Origin of the sequence: Actinoplanes sp. NPDC026623 (assembly GCF_040638275.1) — a bacterium.
Classification (GTDB): Bacteria; Actinomycetota; Actinomycetes; order Mycobacteriales; family Micromonosporaceae; genus Actinoplanes.
On sequence record NZ_JBEZXZ010000011.1, the window covers coordinates 78043 to 91949 of the forward strand.

Annotated in this window: 17 protein-coding genes; 6 read left to right on the forward strand and 11 right to left on the reverse strand. The window is 71.1% G+C overall.

Going from position 1 to position 13907, the window contains the following annotated elements; genetic code table 11:
* Window positions 1-22 precede the first annotated feature (22 nt).
* Entirely contained in the window at window positions 23-481 is a 459-nt protein-coding gene (locus AB0F10_RS05585; protein WP_360620603.1) for an Lrp/AsnC family transcriptional regulator, read from the reverse strand.
* Between the two features lie 67 nt (window positions 482-548).
* Between AB0F10_RS05585 and ddaH the strand changes: the two genes are divergently transcribed.
* Window positions 549-1376, forward strand: coding sequence for a dimethylargininase (gene ddaH / locus AB0F10_RS05590; RefSeq protein WP_360620604.1), 828 nt, complete (start codon window positions 549-551; stop codon window positions 1374-1376).
* Between the two features lie 35 nt (window positions 1377-1411).
* Entirely contained in the window at window positions 1412-1981 is a 570-nt protein-coding gene (locus AB0F10_RS05595; RefSeq protein ID WP_360620605.1) for a bacterial proteasome activator family protein, read from the forward strand.
* Here the strand turns inward: AB0F10_RS05595 and AB0F10_RS05600 are convergent.
* The 4 genes from AB0F10_RS05600 to AB0F10_RS05615 form a co-directional block, all read right to left on the reverse strand.
* Window positions 1978-2784 (reverse strand): HAD family hydrolase, encoded by an 807-nt coding sequence (locus AB0F10_RS05600; protein ID WP_360620606.1) that lies wholly within the window; start codon window positions 2782-2784, stop codon window positions 1978-1980. The two genes, AB0F10_RS05595 and AB0F10_RS05600, sit on opposite strands and share 4 nt — an antisense overlap.
* On the reverse strand, window positions 2784-3596 hold the full coding sequence (locus AB0F10_RS05605) for an HAD family hydrolase (RefSeq protein WP_360620607.1): 813 nt from the start codon (window positions 3594-3596) through the stop codon (window positions 2784-2786). The genes AB0F10_RS05600 and AB0F10_RS05605 overlap by 1 nt, the downstream gene beginning before the upstream one ends.
* A 108-nt stretch (window positions 3597-3704) precedes the next feature.
* Window positions 3705-4967 carry a serine--tRNA ligase gene (gene serS / locus AB0F10_RS05610; RefSeq protein WP_360620608.1) on the reverse strand — a complete coding sequence of 421 codons (1263 nt, stop codon included), beginning with the start codon at window positions 4965-4967 and terminating at the stop codon, window positions 3705-3707.
* 48 nt (window positions 4968-5015) lie between these two features.
* The gene (locus AB0F10_RS05615) at window positions 5016-5762 is read right to left on the reverse strand and encodes a hypothetical protein (protein ID WP_360620609.1); all 747 of its coding nucleotides are present in this window, start codon (window positions 5760-5762) and stop codon (window positions 5016-5018) included.
* Between the two features lie 66 nt (window positions 5763-5828).
* Between AB0F10_RS05615 and AB0F10_RS05620 the strand changes: the two genes are divergently transcribed.
* The 3 genes from AB0F10_RS05620 to AB0F10_RS05630 all read left to right on the forward strand — a co-directional run bounded on the left by AB0F10_RS05620 (window position 5829) and on the right by AB0F10_RS05630 (window position 7461).
* A complete protein-coding gene (locus AB0F10_RS05620; protein ID WP_360620610.1) occupies window positions 5829-6257 on the forward strand; it encodes an OsmC family protein in 429 nt (142 codons plus the stop codon).
* Between the two features lie 44 nt (window positions 6258-6301).
* On the forward strand, window positions 6302-6664 hold the full coding sequence (locus tag AB0F10_RS05625) for a metallopeptidase family protein (protein WP_360620611.1): 363 nt from the start codon (window positions 6302-6304) through the stop codon (window positions 6662-6664).
* A 65-nt stretch (window positions 6665-6729) separates the two neighbouring features.
* On the forward strand, window positions 6730-7461 hold the full coding sequence (locus AB0F10_RS05630; RefSeq protein WP_360620612.1) for an AIM24 family protein: 732 nt from the start codon (window positions 6730-6732) through the stop codon (window positions 7459-7461).
* 31 nt (window positions 7462-7492) lie between these two features.
* On the opposite strand, the gene AB0F10_RS05635 is transcribed toward AB0F10_RS05630, so the two are convergent.
* From AB0F10_RS05635 to AB0F10_RS05660, 6 genes are all read right to left on the reverse strand, one after another.
* Window positions 7493-8653, reverse strand: a complete 1161-nt coding sequence (locus tag AB0F10_RS05635) for a hypothetical protein (protein WP_360620613.1) — start codon at window positions 8651-8653, stop codon at window positions 7493-7495.
* Between the two features lie 100 nt (window positions 8654-8753).
* A complete protein-coding gene (gene pheA / locus AB0F10_RS05640; protein ID WP_360620614.1) occupies window positions 8754-9710 on the reverse strand; it encodes a prephenate dehydratase in 957 nt (318 codons plus the stop codon).
* A 27-nt stretch (window positions 9711-9737) separates the two neighbouring features.
* A complete protein-coding gene (locus AB0F10_RS05645) occupies window positions 9738-10451 on the reverse strand; it encodes a hypothetical protein (RefSeq protein WP_360620615.1) in 714 nt (237 codons plus the stop codon).
* Window positions 10452-10519: 68 nt separating this feature from the next.
* Window positions 10520-10909, reverse strand: a complete 390-nt coding sequence (locus tag AB0F10_RS05650) for an ACT domain-containing protein (RefSeq protein ID WP_360620616.1) — start codon at window positions 10907-10909, stop codon at window positions 10520-10522.
* A 75-nt stretch (window positions 10910-10984) separates the two neighbouring features.
* On the reverse strand, window positions 10985-11455 hold the full coding sequence (locus AB0F10_RS05655) for a hypothetical protein (protein ID WP_360620617.1): 471 nt from the start codon (window positions 11453-11455) through the stop codon (window positions 10985-10987).
* Between the two features lie 148 nt (window positions 11456-11603).
* Window positions 11604-12278 carry a hypothetical protein gene (locus AB0F10_RS05660; RefSeq protein ID WP_360620626.1) on the reverse strand — a complete coding sequence of 225 codons (675 nt, stop codon included), beginning with the start codon at window positions 12276-12278 and terminating at the stop codon, window positions 11604-11606.
* Between the two features lie 387 nt (window positions 12279-12665).
* Here AB0F10_RS05660 and AB0F10_RS05665 point away from each other — a divergent pair, with 387 nt between their 5' ends.
* Window positions 12666-13868 (forward strand): arginine deiminase, encoded by a 1203-nt coding sequence (locus AB0F10_RS05665; protein ID WP_360620618.1) that lies wholly within the window; start codon window positions 12666-12668, stop codon window positions 13866-13868.
* Window positions 13869-13907: the final 39 nt, after the last annotated feature.

Sequence of the window (13907 nt, forward strand, 5' to 3'; positions counted from 1 at the left end):
CCGTGGCGCCCGCGGTTCCTTGCTAATTCGGGGCCGGCACCGGCGTCGGTATCTCCACCAGCCTCGAGAGCACCACCATGCTGCGGGTGGAGGTCACGAACGACTCAGCGCGCAGCCGCTCCAGGGCCTGCTCCAGGTGGCCGATGTCGGCGGCGCGCAGGTGCACCAGGGCGTCCGCCTCCCCCGACACCGTGTAGGCCCCCACGACCTCCGGGTGCCGCCGGGTGGCGACGGTGATCTGCGCGGGGGTGGTCCGGCCGGTGCAGAAGAGCTCGACGAACGCCTCGGTGGTCCAGCCGACGGCGGCGGGCTCGATGACGGTCGTGAATCCTTTGATCACCCCGCTGGAGCGCAGGCGATCGACGCGCCTCTTTACCGCGGGCGCGCTCAGGGAGACCTTCGCTCCGATCTCGGCGTACGACGCGCGGGCGTCCGCGATGAGCAACGCAATGATTCGCTGGTCAACGGCGTCTATCTGCAACGATTCGCCTCCGACGAGCAAGACTTCGAGCTGTTTCGGTCGTGTCAGCGTACCTACCCTTTACCTCATGAGCTACACGGAGCGCTTGCCGCGTATCAGGACATATCTGATGTGTCCGCCTGAGCACTTCAGGGTCGAGTACGCGATCAACCCTTGGATGGACACCACCGTCCCGGTTGACCCGGCCCTCGCGCTCAAGCAGTGGCAGCTGCTGCGTGACACCCTGACGGACCTCGGCCACACCGTCCACCTCCTGGACGCGCGCCCCGGCCTGCCCGACATGGTGTACGCGGCCAACGGCGCCTTCTCCGTCGACGGCACGGTCTACGGCGCCCGCTTCAAGCACCCGCAGCGTGCCGACGAGGCCGCCGCCCACCAGCTCTTCTACGCCGGGGGCCCGTGGACGTTCGCCGACCCGGTGCACGTCAACGAGGGTGAGGGCGACTTCGCCTACCTGCCGGCGGCGTACGGTGGCCTGATTTTGGCCGGCCACGGCTTCCGCACCGACCCGGCCGCGCACGCCGAGGCGCAGGAGATCCTGGGCCGTCCGGTGATCTCGCTCAAGCTGGTCGACCCGGCCTATTACCACCTGGACACCGCGCTGGCCGCCCTCGACGACCGGAACATCACGTACTACCCGGAGGCGTTCTCGGCGAGTTCGCAGCGCGTCCTGCGCCAGCTCTTCCCGGACGCGGTGATCGCGGACCGCACGGACGCCGAGGCCTTCGCCCTCAACCTGGTCAGTGACGGACGCCACGTCATCCTCAACACCGACTCGACGGCGATGGGGGAGAAGGTGCGCGCTGCCGGTTACCTCCCGGTCCATGTCGAGTTGAGCGAGCTCAAGCGGGGCGGCGGCTCGGTCAAATGCGCCGTGGCGGAACTACGCCCTTGACGTCGGGCTGGTCGGCATGCGGGAAGATGGATCGCATGACCGACGACACCCGCACCCCAGACAATCAGGAAGACGGTTCCGTGATGGTGGTGGGCCCCGACGGCCGCCCCTTGGGCACGGTGGAGTCCGACGGCACCCTCAACCCCGAGGAGCCCGGCAACCTGATCGAGCAGCCCGCAAAGGTCATGCGGATCGGCAGCATGATCAAGCAGCTGCTCGAGGAGGTCCGGGCGGCGCCGCTCGACGAGGCCAGCCGGGGGCGGCTGCGGGAAATCCACCAGCGTTCGATCAAGGAACTCGAGGACGGCCTGGCGCCGGAACTTCAGGACGAGCTCGAGCGGCTCTCGCTGCCCTTCGAGGGTGAGGCCCCGCCGAGCGAGTCCGAGCTGCGGATCGCACAGGCCCAGCTCGTGGGTTGGCTCGAGGGCCTGTTCCACGGCATCCAGGCGGCCCTGGTCGCGCAGCAGATGGCGGCCCGGCTGCAGCTCGAGCAGATGCGAGGCGGCAACGCCGGCCGCCCGGCGCTGCCGATGAGCCCGAACGGCGTCATCCCCGGCATGCCCGCACAGGGCGACGGCTCCGGCCGCACCGGCCAGTATCTCTAGAGGTCGAAGAGTTTCTCGAGGTAAACGGCCACGCCGTCCTCGTCGTTCGTGAGCGCCACCTCGTCGGCGACCTCCCGGACGGCGGGGTGGGCGTTGCCCATCGCCACGGAACGGCCTGCCCACGCCAGCAGGGGCAGGTCGTTCGGCATGTCGCCGAAGGCCACCACGTCCTGCGCGGTGAAGCCCTCGCGCTCGCAGAGCCAGGCCAGCCCGGCGGCCTTGGTGACGCCGGCCGCGGAGATCTCCACCAGCGCCGACGAGGACGAGTGCGTCGCCTCGGCGAGCCCGCCCAGCGTGCTGCTCACCAGCTCGGCGAACTCGTCCGGACCGTACTCGGCGGAGCGGGCCAGCAGCTTCACCGCCGGCACAGAGGTCAGCTCGTCGCGTGAGGCGAGCACCCGGACCGCCTTGTGCTCGCCGTCCCAGCGCAGCGGCCACGTCTCCTCGTACCAGAAGCTTCTGCCGTCCTCGACCTCGACGGCGAGCGTGATGTCCGGTACGGCCTCGCGCAGCTTCCGGGTCACGTCGAGCAGCATCTCGACGGAGAGCGGCGCGGCGTGCAGCACCTCGTCGGTGTCGGGGTCGTAGACCACGGCGCCGTTCGCGCAGACCGCCGGCAGCGGCTCGACCATCTGGTCGTAGAGCTGGCGCAGCCAGCGCACCGGGCGACCGGTCACGAGGACCGTCGGGATCCCGCGGGAGTAGAGGCGGTCGAGAACGTCGGTGGTGCGGGAGCTGAGCTTGCCGTCGGACCGGATCAGGGTGCCGTCGATGTCGGAGGCGACGAGACGAAAGGGAGGCATCACCTCGACAGTAGCCGGTCCAGATAGACGGCCACGCCGTCCTCGTCGTTGGTCAGGGTGACCTCGTCGGCGACCGCGAGCACCGTCGGGTGTGCGTTGCGCACAGCCACCCGGCTCCACCCGGCCCAGGCGAACATCGGCAGGTCGTTGGGCATGTCGCCGAAGACCAGCACATCCGCGGGATCGACGCCGACGGCCTGCGCCACGACCGCCAGGCCGGTGCCCTTGTCGACTCCCGGCGGGCAGATCTCCACATAGTTCAGACCGGCCTGGGTGACCGATGCCACGTGCGGCGGCACGATCCGCTGGGCGGCGGCGAGCAGGTCGTCCACGTTCCGGTCGAAGGAGCGCGCGAATGCCTTGATCACATCGCCGGTCAGGCATCCGGCCCGCGGCCGCTGCTCGACAACGACCGGGTAGCGCCAGGTCGGGTCGAAGTCGCCCCAGAGCGGCGAGTCGTCGTGCTCCAGCGCCTCGACCATGACCGACAGCGGCCCGATCTCGGCCTCCAGGTCCGCCAGCACGCCGGCGAGGTCCCGGCCGGAGAGCCGGTCGCTGCGCAGAACCTGGCCATCGACCTGGTCGATCACCCAGCCGCCCTGTGCCAGCACGAGGAAATCGGCGTTGCGGATGTCGTTGCGGGTAAGCCGGGTCAGCCGGGGCCCGCGGCCGGTGGCGGCGACGAGCCGGATGCCGGCGGCCCGGACCCGATCGAGGACCTCGTGCGTGTAGGCGGACACCGTGTCGTCGCTGCGTACCAGGGTGCCGTCGAGGTCGGTCGCGATGAGCTTCGGGAGACCGGGCTTGGCCATCAGTTCCTCCGAGGGGGTGACGACCCCCGCGAAGGGCGGAAGGAAAACGTTACACCGGCCCGGCTACCAGCGGCTATGACTTCAGGTAGCGGGCCGGTGTCCCATGCGTCAACGCCTGGTTTCGAGCACCTCGCGGCCGCCGAGGTACGGCTGCAGCGCCTTGGGCACCCGTACCGAACCGTCCGGCTGCTGGTGGTTCTCGAGGATCGGAATCAGCCAGCGGGTGGTGGCGAGCGTGCCGTTGAGGGTCGCCGCCGTCTGCGCCTTGCCGTCGGCGTCGCGGTACCGGATGTTGAGCCGCCGCGCCTGGAACGTGGTGCAGTTCGACGTCGAGGTGACCTCGCGGTATCGGTTCTGCGACGGCACCCACGCCTCGCAGTCGAACTTGCGGGTCGCGCTCGACCCGAGGTCGCCGGCCGCGACGTCGATCACCCGGTAGGGCACCTCGACCTTGGCGAGCATCTCCTCCTCCATGGCGAGCAGGCGCAGGTGCTCGTCGGCGGCCTCCTCGGGCCGGCAGAACGAGAACATCTCGACCTTGTCGAACTGGTGCACGCGCAGGATGCCGCGGACGTCCCGGCCGTGCGAGCCGGCCTCCCGGCGGAAGCACGACGACCAGCCGGCGAAGCGCTCGGGGCCGTCCGCGAGGTCCAGGATCTCGTTCGAGTGGTACGCCGCCAGCGCCACCTCCGACGTGCCGACCAGGTAGAGGTCGTCCGCCTCGAGCCGGTAGATCTCGCTCGCGTGTGCGCCGAGGAAGCCGGTGCCCTCCATCGCCTCCGGCTTGACCAGCGCGGGCGTGATCGACGGGGTGAAGCCGTGCTCCACCGCCTGGGCGATCGCCATCTGCAGCATGCCGAGCTGGAGCAGCGCGCCCACGCCGGTGAGGAAGTAGAAGCGCGAGCCCGAAACCTTGGCGCCGCGCTCGGTGTCGATCGCGCCGAGCGCCTCGCCGATCTCGAGGTGGTCCTTCGGGTCCTCGATGGCGGGGCGGTCGCCGACCTCGCGGAGCACGACGAAGTCGTCCTCGCCGCCCGGCGGGACGCCGTCCTGCACCAGGTTGGGCACGGCGAGGTGCGCCTGCCGCAGGGCCTGGTCGGCCTCGGTCGTCGCGGCCTGCAGCGCCTTCACCGACGCCGAGAGCTCCTTGGTACGCGCCAGCAGCGCGGCACGCTCGTCGCCCTTGGCCCGGGACACCTCGGCGCCCAGCGATTTCTGCTCGGCGCGCACCGCCTCGAACCGCTGCGTGGTGGCCCGGCGCTCCTCGTCGGCGCGCAGCAGGTCATCCACCCTCGAGGCGGACTCACCGCGCAGCTTCATGCTGGCACGGAAGAGGTCGGGGTTCTCGCGAAGTAGCCGCAGGTCAATCACGACGTCGAGCCTACCGGCGGCGATGTCCCGCTTTCACCCCGATATCCCTTAGCTGGGCTTGTCCCGGTTGTCCTGAGATGGGGTGAACGGCTTGGCGGGGGCGACGGTGAGATCGAACGGCGCGTCCGGCGGACCCTCCTCCGCCTCGTTCGGAGCCGGCCGGCGCCAGGACCAGACCGCCGGCGGCTCCCCGGCCGGCGCCTCCTGCTGCGGCGACGCCGCGGCCGCGAGGTCCCGGCCGGCCAGGTACATCGCCAGGAGCGTCAGCGCGATCCCGGCGGCGGCGCACCAGATGCCCCGGCCGTTCGTGACCGTGACCTGGTCGTCCTCGAGACCGTTAAGGCCCGACTGGCCGACGATGCGGCTGGTTTCGCCCAGGTACGACCCGATCGCGGCCAGCATCGCCAGCAGGACGCCGCCGACGCTGAGGGCGGTGAGCCGGGCGTAGCGGCGGCCGGCGGCGGGTCCGAACATCGTGAGGACGACCGCGGGCACCAGCAGCAGCAGTCCGGCCAGGTATCCGCCGCCCCAGCCGCCGAGGTCGGCGACGGTGGTCTCCAGGGCGCGGCTGCCCGCCTCGCCCTCGCCCAGGAGGGTGCCGTCGATGTTGGTGATCTGCCACTCGGACACCAGCGAGCCGAAGAGCGCGACCCCGCCGAGCGCGGCGGCGAGCGGCACGATGCGGTGGTCGCCCGCCAGCTCGGCCAGGTGCACGCCGGGGCGGACGCGGCGTTCGCCCGTCGAGTCCTCCTCGGGGCCGAACTGGACGACGGCCTCGGCTGGTGTCTCCGGCATGAGATCCATCATCGCCCCCGGCCCGTCCACCGGCCAGCGCCCGGAGACATGGACTAGCGTCAGGACATGCCTATTCGCACTGCTTCCGCCCGCTGGTCGGGCAATCTCACCGAGGGCTCCGGAACGATCAAGACTGGCAAGGGTGGGTATGAGGGGAATTATTCCTTCAAGTCCCGCTTCGAGGAGGGCGAGGGGACGAACCCGGAGGAGCTGATCGGCGCCGCACATGCCGGCTGCTTCTCGATGGCGTTCTCCAAGGGCCTCGCCGACGCCGGCTTCACGCCGACCTCGGTCGAGACCACCGCCAAGGTCCACCTGGACAAGGGCGACGCCGGCTTCGGCGTCACCCGCATCGACCTCGAGACCGTGGGCAACGTCCCCGGCATCGACGAGGGCACCTTCCTGAAGATCGCCGAGGGTGCCAAGGAGAACTGCCCGATCTCCCGGCTGCTCTCGCCCGGCGCCGAGATCAGCCTGAGCGCCAAGCTCGCCTGACGCTCGACAGTGCTCCACCCGCGCGTGCTCGTGGGTGGAGCACAATGGGCGGCGTGCCGGTCGAGATGAGCCGTGAACGCTTCGAGGACCTGGTCGGTGAGGCGCTGGACGAGGTGCCACCCGAACTGCTGAAAGTCATGAACAACGTGGTCATCCTTGTGGAGGATCTCCCGCCCGGCGGCGGCATGGGCCTGCTCGGCCTCTACGAGGGCACGGCGCTGACCGACCGCGGCTGGGACTACGCCGGCGTGCTGCCGGACCGCATCACCATCTATCGCCTGCCCACGCTGCACGTCTGCGATACGGAGACGGACGTCATCGACGAGGTGGCGATCACCGTCGTGCACGAGATCGCGCATCATTTCGGCATCGACGACCAGCGGCTGCACGAGCTGGGATGGGGCTGAAAGGCCGACCTGTGCCGTTGCCGCCTGCGCCTACCCTGGTGTTCCACGCTTACAGGAGGACCTTGATGCGCAGCGAACTGTTCTCGGCGGAAAACCTCGAGAAGGAGTCGAACCAGCCCGGGCTCCGGCTGCAGAATTCCAAACTTCTCAAGGCCGAGCTCAACGGCGAATTCATGGCGCGCGTCGGCTCGATGGTCGCCTACCAGGGGCAGGTGCAGTTCGAGGCGCTCGGCTCGGGCGGCATCGGCAAGTTCCTGAAGCAGAAGCTGACCGGCGAGGGCGTCCCGCTGATGAAGATCAGCGGCCGCGGCGACGTCTTCCTCGCCGAGAACGCCGCCGACATCCACATCATCGACCTCGAGCCGGGCGACGCCCTGTCGATCAACGGCGCGAACGTCCTGGCCTTCGACTCGACCCTGAACTACGACATCAAGATGGTCCAGGGCGTCGGCATGATGTCGAGCGCCGGCCTGTTCAACTGCGTCTTCTCCGGCTATGGCCGCATCGCGGTGACGACCAAGGGCACCCCGGTCGTGCTCAGCGTCGACCAGCCGACCTATGTGGACCCGCAGGCGGCGATCTGCTGGTCGGCCAACCTGCAGACGGGCTACCACCGGGCCGAGCAGATGGGCCTCGGCACCCTGCTCGGCCGCAACACGGGCGAGCGCTTCACGATGAGCTTCTCCGGGCAGGGCTTCGTGGTCGTGCAGCCCTCCGAGGAGCCCCCCGGCGGCCTCCTGGGCGCGTCGCAGGGCCAGCAGCAGCAGGGCGGCATCCTCGGCAATCTGCTGGGCTGACCTCCGGCCCGGTGGGGGGACCGGGGCCCGGTCAGCCGTTCCAGAGGTTCGTGGCCACGACCTTGCGGAACTGGAACTCGGTGTTGTCGCCCCGGATCCCCACCGGGGCGGCGGCGGTGATGGGCGCGCAGCCGATGCCGTCGTCGACGACGCTGAGCACGGCCTTGCCGGCCACCGACATCACGACCGTCACCGAGCCGTCCGCGTTGTTCTGGGCGCTGGCCGCCACCGAGGTCCAGCGCCGGAACACCGTGGGCCGCCCGGGTGCCTCGCCCAGCGTGTAATACGTCCCGCTGTTGCTCGGGCCGCCCGGGCACTTCTTCTTGATCATGAGGGTGCCGTCGCGGCGGGCCACCGAGGCCGCGTACAGCTGGAATTGCGACCTGTGGCGCAGCCAGATGTGGACGCCGTCGTAGCTGCTCGGCGGCGTGTAGCCGGTCGAGGTGGTCGCGGAGATGAACATCTCGAACGACATCGCGACGTTGCGGAAGTCCTTGCGCCTGGTGTTCATGCGGAAGACCGCCGAGCCGGTGTGGACGGCCGACCTCGCTCCGGGTACGCCGTCATCGGGCCAGCCCGTGTACCCGTTGCCGTTGCGGGAGAACAGCGACCCCGCCGTCACCTCCCAGCCGGACTTCCCGTTCCGCCTGGTCCGGTACGCGTACGAGTTCGTGACCAGGCCCGACCTGTGCGGCAGCACCGGCTTGAAGACGGCGAACCGGGACGACGCGAGGATCGCGGTGGCGTCGGCGACCGGCTCCGGCCACACGGACAGCGTCGGGGCGTCGCCGACGAAGCCGATGGTGACCCGGGTGGTGCCCGGCGGCGTCGCGGGGGTGGTGGCGGACAGCTGCGTCCGTACGGCCACCGGCGGGAACGGGGCGCCGGTGAACCACGCCCGCCAGCCGATCGCCGGGCGGTAGGCGTACACGACGGCACGGACCCGTCCGGGTGAGCGGTAGCCGGCGCTGACGGTGAGGGCACGCCCGGCGCGGACCGCGGTGGTGCACGCCGGGTCCGGCCGCTGGAAGACCTCGCCGGGTGCGTCCAGGATCGCGCCGTCAGGGTTCAGGCCCGGGCCGGTCCAGCAGCCCTGCTCCGGCGCGGGCGATGCCGTCGCGGCTGGGGCCTGGTACAGGCTCGCCGCGATCACCGCGACGGCGGCGGCGGCCATCCATTTACGCACCAGCACAGCCGGTCCCTTCGGTCGATATGCCGGAGGTATCGGGTGCCTGGCTCGAGGAGCTGAGCGAGTTGGCCGCGAAACTCCCCAGCTGCACCGGCCGGAGCGGTCAGGCGGGCTCGCCGGAGCGGAGGCGGGACAGCCAGGCCGCGCTGTCGGCGAAGTCCGCGTTGGTGAGCCCCGGCTGCGACGGCGGCGGTTCCTCCGCCGCCGCCCTCGACCAGCGATGCCGCGGATAGGACCCGAGGAACCGCACCTCCGCGCAGATCCGCCGCAGCCCCTGCAGCGCCTCGCCCAGCCGCGGCTCCGCCACGTGACCGGTGCAGTCGAGGAAGAACATGTAGACCCCGAGCTGCTCGCCGGTCGGCCGCGACTCGATGCGGGACAGGTTGATGCCGCGGACCGCCAGCTCGGTGAGCACCGAGAGCAACGCGCCGACCCGGTCGTGGTCGATCATCACCACCAGGGACGTCACGTCGTCGCCGGAGATCGGCCCGGGGGGCGCCGGGCGGGACAGCAGCGCGAAGCGGGTCACCGCGTCCGCGCGGTCGGCGATCTTGTCGGCGAGCACCGTCAGGTCGTTGTGCGGCACCCCGATCGGCGCGCAGATCGCCGCGTCGTGCTCGCCGGAGGCGGCGCTGATCGCGGCCGCCGCGTTCGACAGCACGTCGACCACGACGGCGTCGGGCAGATGCGCCAGCAGCCAGTTGCGGCACTGCGCCGAGGCCTGCGGGTGCGCCGCCACCGTGCGGATCTTGGCGAGCGGCAGCAGGCGGGGCGCGGCGAGCACGAACTCCACCGGCAGCACGACCTCGCGGGTGATCACCAGCTGGGCGCCGGTGCCGAGCTCGTCGAGGGTGACGGGGACGGCCCCGCCGACGGAATTCTCCAGCGGCACCAGCGCCGCGTCGGCCTCACCGGAGCGCACCGCCTCGATCGCCTCGGGCACGCTGCGGGCGGGCATCCGGATGCCGTGCTCGGCGGCGGGAATCGTCCGCAGCGCCTGCTCGGTGAAGGTGCCCTCGGGGCCGAGGTACACGAAACGGGTGGGCGGGGTTCCCGGCATGCCACCCACCTTAAGGCCCGGTCTGCCTCAGGCCGCCCCGCAGGCCCAGGCGCGGATCCCCGCCGGGGCCTCGTTGCGGACCTTGACGCTGCACACGTCGGTGCCGGCCTCGATCACCCGGATCGTGGCGGGCTTGCCGTTGGTGACGACCAGCAGGGGCTCGGCCGGGGAGTCCGCGTCGGCCTCGGCGATCTGCACGATCGTGAACTGCCAGGTCCCCGAGCAGAACGGCCCGTCGATGACCTTCAGCTCGGCGTCCGGCACCCCGGGGCGGCCCTTGACGACCGCGAGCACCTGCTCCTTGGTCGGCCCGCTCCCGCTCGCGCACCTCGGCGCGGGAGACGGCCCCGGTGTCGCCGGCGAGGTGGTGGTGGCCGTCGTCGGCGGCGTCGTGTTCGTCGGGTAGGTCGGATAGGCCGGGTAGACGGGCGGATAGGTGGTTGCCCCGGCGGTCGGCAGTCCGGGGGCCGGCACGGTGGCCGGGAGCCCCGGCACGGCGCCCGACGGCGGAGGCGCGGAGGCCGCCGACGATGCATTGCCCGGCTCCTCGGGCGGGGCGGTGAGCGGGGGCGCCGGCGGCTCCCCGCACGCGCCGAGCAGCGCCAGGGCGGCGATGACGCCCGCGATCGACAGCGTCCGGCGGCGGGTGCCGGTGCCCGCGGGCCGATTCCAGCCCACGGAGCCGGCCGGGCCGGCGGCGGGGCGCGGGGCGGCCGTGTGACGACGGGCGATGCGGAGCACGCGAATATGGTAATGCTGCGGCGGCATCGACGACCGTCACGATTCGGGCCGCGCGCGGGGCCCCGTGCCTACGCCGCGACGCGGTGACCCGCCGCCGTGAGCGTGTCCATGGCCTCGCTCAGGCGAACGGCCGGGATCAGCACGTAGTCCGTGTCGTATGTCGAGAACGCCACGATGTTGACCCGGGCTTCGGCCAGCGGGCCGACCAGCGAGGCCAGCACCCCGGTCAGCGCCAGGTCCAGCGGTCCGACGACCCGAAGGCAGCGCCAGGAGGCCTCGACGGTGGCATCCTGCGGCACCCGGTCGGCCGGACAGATGATCGAGAGCTCGTCGGGTGCCCAGGTCACCGAGATGACGCCCTTGTCGTCCGGACCGCTGCTCAGGGAAGTGGGCAGGGCGGAACCGGCCGGCAGCCGGCACACCGCGTACTCCTCTGGTAGCAGATCTAGATCGAGCATGCAGGGAACACTACGGTCCAGACCCCCACGATCCCAATGGGTAGCCGGTGCGTTGATCGCCACACGAACGAGTGACTAATACCGAATCGCCGAGAAGAAGGTCAATGATGCGGCCACGCGACCGGCCTCCGAGAGGGGCGTTGCGATCGCGTCCACCGTCAGGTGGCTCGCCTCGTCCGTCGGCTGGACCCGCATGAGGCCTCGGGCCAGCCGCTCGCTGGTGAGCGCGAGCAGCGGCGGGATCTTTTCGATCTCCTGCTCGGTGAGGTCGCCTCCGCCGGCCGTGAAGTCGATCAGGCGCAGCGCGCCCTCGCCTCCGAGCAGCGGCTGTCCGACGGCCTCGAGTCCCTTGCCCAGGCCGAGCAGGTCGCTCGCCGAGGGCGAAACGGCCACGATCCTGAACGCCGTGTCGATGACCAGGCATGGCTCCACGGCCTGCCAGACCGTCGCCGCCCAGCGGTCGACGCTCGAGACGAACTCGGACTCGTCCGGCGTACGCGCCTGGGGCACAAACGCTCCCGAGAGTGAGAGCTCGACGTGCGCCACCCGCACCTCCCTCATCATCCGTGCCGCCGACCTGACCTGACTCCGGCCGGACCCGCCCGGGCCCCGAAGCTTAAGCCTCGACTCCTCGAGTGTCCGGCCGGCGTTGCTCACGTCAACCTCGACGGCAAGCGGTGCTCCGGAAGAAACGTTACCGGCGGGTCGCCCGCTTGTCAGCGGCCGTTTGGCCGCTCGCGTGCCACCGGTAGTCGCCAGCGGGCCGATAGGGCGCGTTCGCCCAGGTAGTGGACCGCTGTGCCACCGCCGACAGTTTACTCGCCGTCGCGGGTGAAATCCGCGCCCCTCCGGCGATGAGTAGCCGGTCGAGCTCCTTGTGGGTGGCCACAAGGCAGTCCTTCGGCAGGCCGTGGACGCTGATCACGCCGGAGCCGACGAACGCCAGCACCGGGGTGACGGGCACGCTCAAGCCCACGGCGGAGCTCATGGCCCGGCCCGCGCGCTTGGCATCGCGGCGAGCCTCCGCGACGTACGCCGGGCGCTTGCCGTTGATCTGGACGACGTCTCCGGCGATGAGCACGCGGGACCGGCCGTGGTCGGCGACGGTGACGGCGTAGACGCCGCCCGGGCCGATGGCGAGGAACCCGGCGCGGTCGTCGCTGGGGTCGTGTTCGTAGCCGTGCGAGTCGGTGCGGGGCCAGTCGACGACGTGCCACGCGGGTCCGAGCCGGTCCAGGCGGGTGAGGGCCCGGGCTCCGGCCGCTTCGAGCCGGCGGGCCTCACGCTCCGCGCGACGGCGGCGGGCCCACTCGACGGGATTCTGACGAGGCTCGAGCGCCGTGGGCGGTGCGGCGCGCGGGGGGTCGATGGCGGGGGGATAGTTGCGAGATGGGACGGGCAGGACGGGTCGTGCTGGGAAGACAGTCACTGCGACCTCCGGCAAAAGGTCCATCGGGCTCTCTTTCCACTACGGTAAGTGTTGGACCCGGTACTCAAGCAAGTCATCGAAACGGAAAGAAAGCGGAATGAGTAGGGATGAATGCCGCATTCACGCAATAGCTCTTTTTCCGTATGGTGCATCACGCGACCTAGGGCTCCCCTGGAATCCGAAACGTCCCCGCCAAGTTAGCCTTACCTACCTTCATCGCGCAGCGTTGTCTCAAAATCAAGAGCTCAAAGTCACATGACGGCTCCGGGGCGTGCGGTCTACGCCGGTGCGGGCGCCGAGGCGGCCCGCAGCACCTAGGCTCGACCCGTGGTCCACTACGTCGACAGCGAAGTGAGCCGGCTCGCCACGGTCATGCTGCACCGGCCGGGCGCCGAGCTTGCCAGGCTGACCCCGCGCAACAACGACTCCCTGCTGTTCGACGCCATCCCCTGGGTCGGCCGCGCGCAGGAGGAGCACGACCGGTTCGCCGCCGCCCTGCGCGATCGCGGCGTCGAGGTCCTCTACCTGGGTGAGCTGCTCGAGCAGACGCTCGCCGTCGCCGAGGCGCGCGCGGTGCTGACCGAGAGCGTGCTCGCGGACCCGCGGCTCGGCGACACCCTGCGGGACCGGGTCGCGGCCCACCTTGCCGACCTCGGCCCGCCGGAGCTGGCCCGGGCGCTGACGGCGGGCCTCGCGCACGAGGAGATCAAGCCGGGCCCGGGCCGCCCGGGCGGGCTGGTCTATCAGCTCATGGACCGGCACGACTTCGTCATCGACCCGCTGCCCAACCTGCTGTTCACCCGGGACTCCTCGGTCTGGGTGCGCGACCAGGTGGCCGTCACCAGCCTCGCCATGCCGGCCCGCGACCGCGAGACCACGCTGACCCGGGCGATCTACACCCACCACCCGCGCTTCGCGGGCACCCCGCTGCTGTACGAGCCGGGCCTCGAACACGTCGAGGGCGGCGACGTGCTGCTGCTCGCGCCGAACGTGCTGGCGATCGGCGTCGGCGAGCGCACCACCCCGGCCGGCGCCGAGCGGCTGGCCCGGCGGGTCTTCGCGGCCGGCCTGGCCGACACGATCCTGGCCGTGCCGATCGCGCAGGAGCGCGCGACGATGCACCTCGACACCGTCTGCACGATGGTCGACGTCGACGCGGTCGTCATGTATCCCAACATCGCGGACAGCCTGCGGGCCTATCCGGTGACGGCCGGATACGACGGCGAGCCGAGGGTGGGTCCGTCCCGGCCGTTCCTGGACGCGGCCGCGGAGGCGATGGGCATCGACCGGCTCCGCATCATCGACACCGGCCTGGACCCGGTCACGGCCGAGCGGGAGCAGTGGGACGACGGCAACAACACCCTCGCGATCGCGCCCCGGCTCTGCGTGGCCTACGAGCGCAACGTGGAGACGAACGCCCAGCTGGAACGCGCGGGCATCGAGGTCATCGCGATCAGCGGCTCGGAGCTGGGCTCCGGCCGCGGCGGCCCGAGATGCATGAGCTGCCCGATCGAGCGAACGCCCCTCTGACGAGCGCCGGCGGCGCGCGCGAACCGGGCGTGGACCCGG

Coding starts and splice junctions, on each gene's coding strand:
- ddaH (WP_360620604.1), top strand. CDS start 549: ATGAGCTACACGGAGCGCTTGCCGCGTATCAGGACATATCTGATGTGT.
- AB0F10_RS05595 (WP_360620605.1), top strand. CDS start 1,412: ATGACCGACGACACCCGCACCCCAGACAATCAGGAAGACGGTTCCGTG.
- AB0F10_RS05600 (WP_360620606.1), bottom strand. CDS start 2,784: ATGCCTCCCTTTCGTCTCGTCGCCTCCGACATCGACGGCACCCTGATC.
- AB0F10_RS05605 (WP_360620607.1), bottom strand. CDS start 3,596: ATGGCCAAGCCCGGTCTCCCGAAGCTCATCGCGACCGACCTCGACGGC.
- AB0F10_RS05615 (WP_360620609.1), bottom strand. CDS start 5,762: ATGCCGGAGACACCAGCCGAGGCCGTCGTCCAGTTCGGCCCCGAGGAG.
- AB0F10_RS05620 (WP_360620610.1), top strand. CDS start 5,829: ATGCCTATTCGCACTGCTTCCGCCCGCTGGTCGGGCAATCTCACCGAG.
- AB0F10_RS05625 (WP_360620611.1), top strand. CDS start 6,302: ATGGGCGGCGTGCCGGTCGAGATGAGCCGTGAACGCTTCGAGGACCTG.
- AB0F10_RS05630 (WP_360620612.1), top strand. CDS start 6,730: ATGCGCAGCGAACTGTTCTCGGCGGAAAACCTCGAGAAGGAGTCGAAC.
- pheA (WP_360620614.1), bottom strand. CDS start 9,710: ATGCCGGGAACCCCGCCCACCCGTTTCGTGTACCTCGGCCCCGAGGGC.
- AB0F10_RS05650 (WP_360620616.1), bottom strand. CDS start 10,909: ATGCTCGATCTAGATCTGCTACCAGAGGAGTACGCGGTGTGCCGGCTG.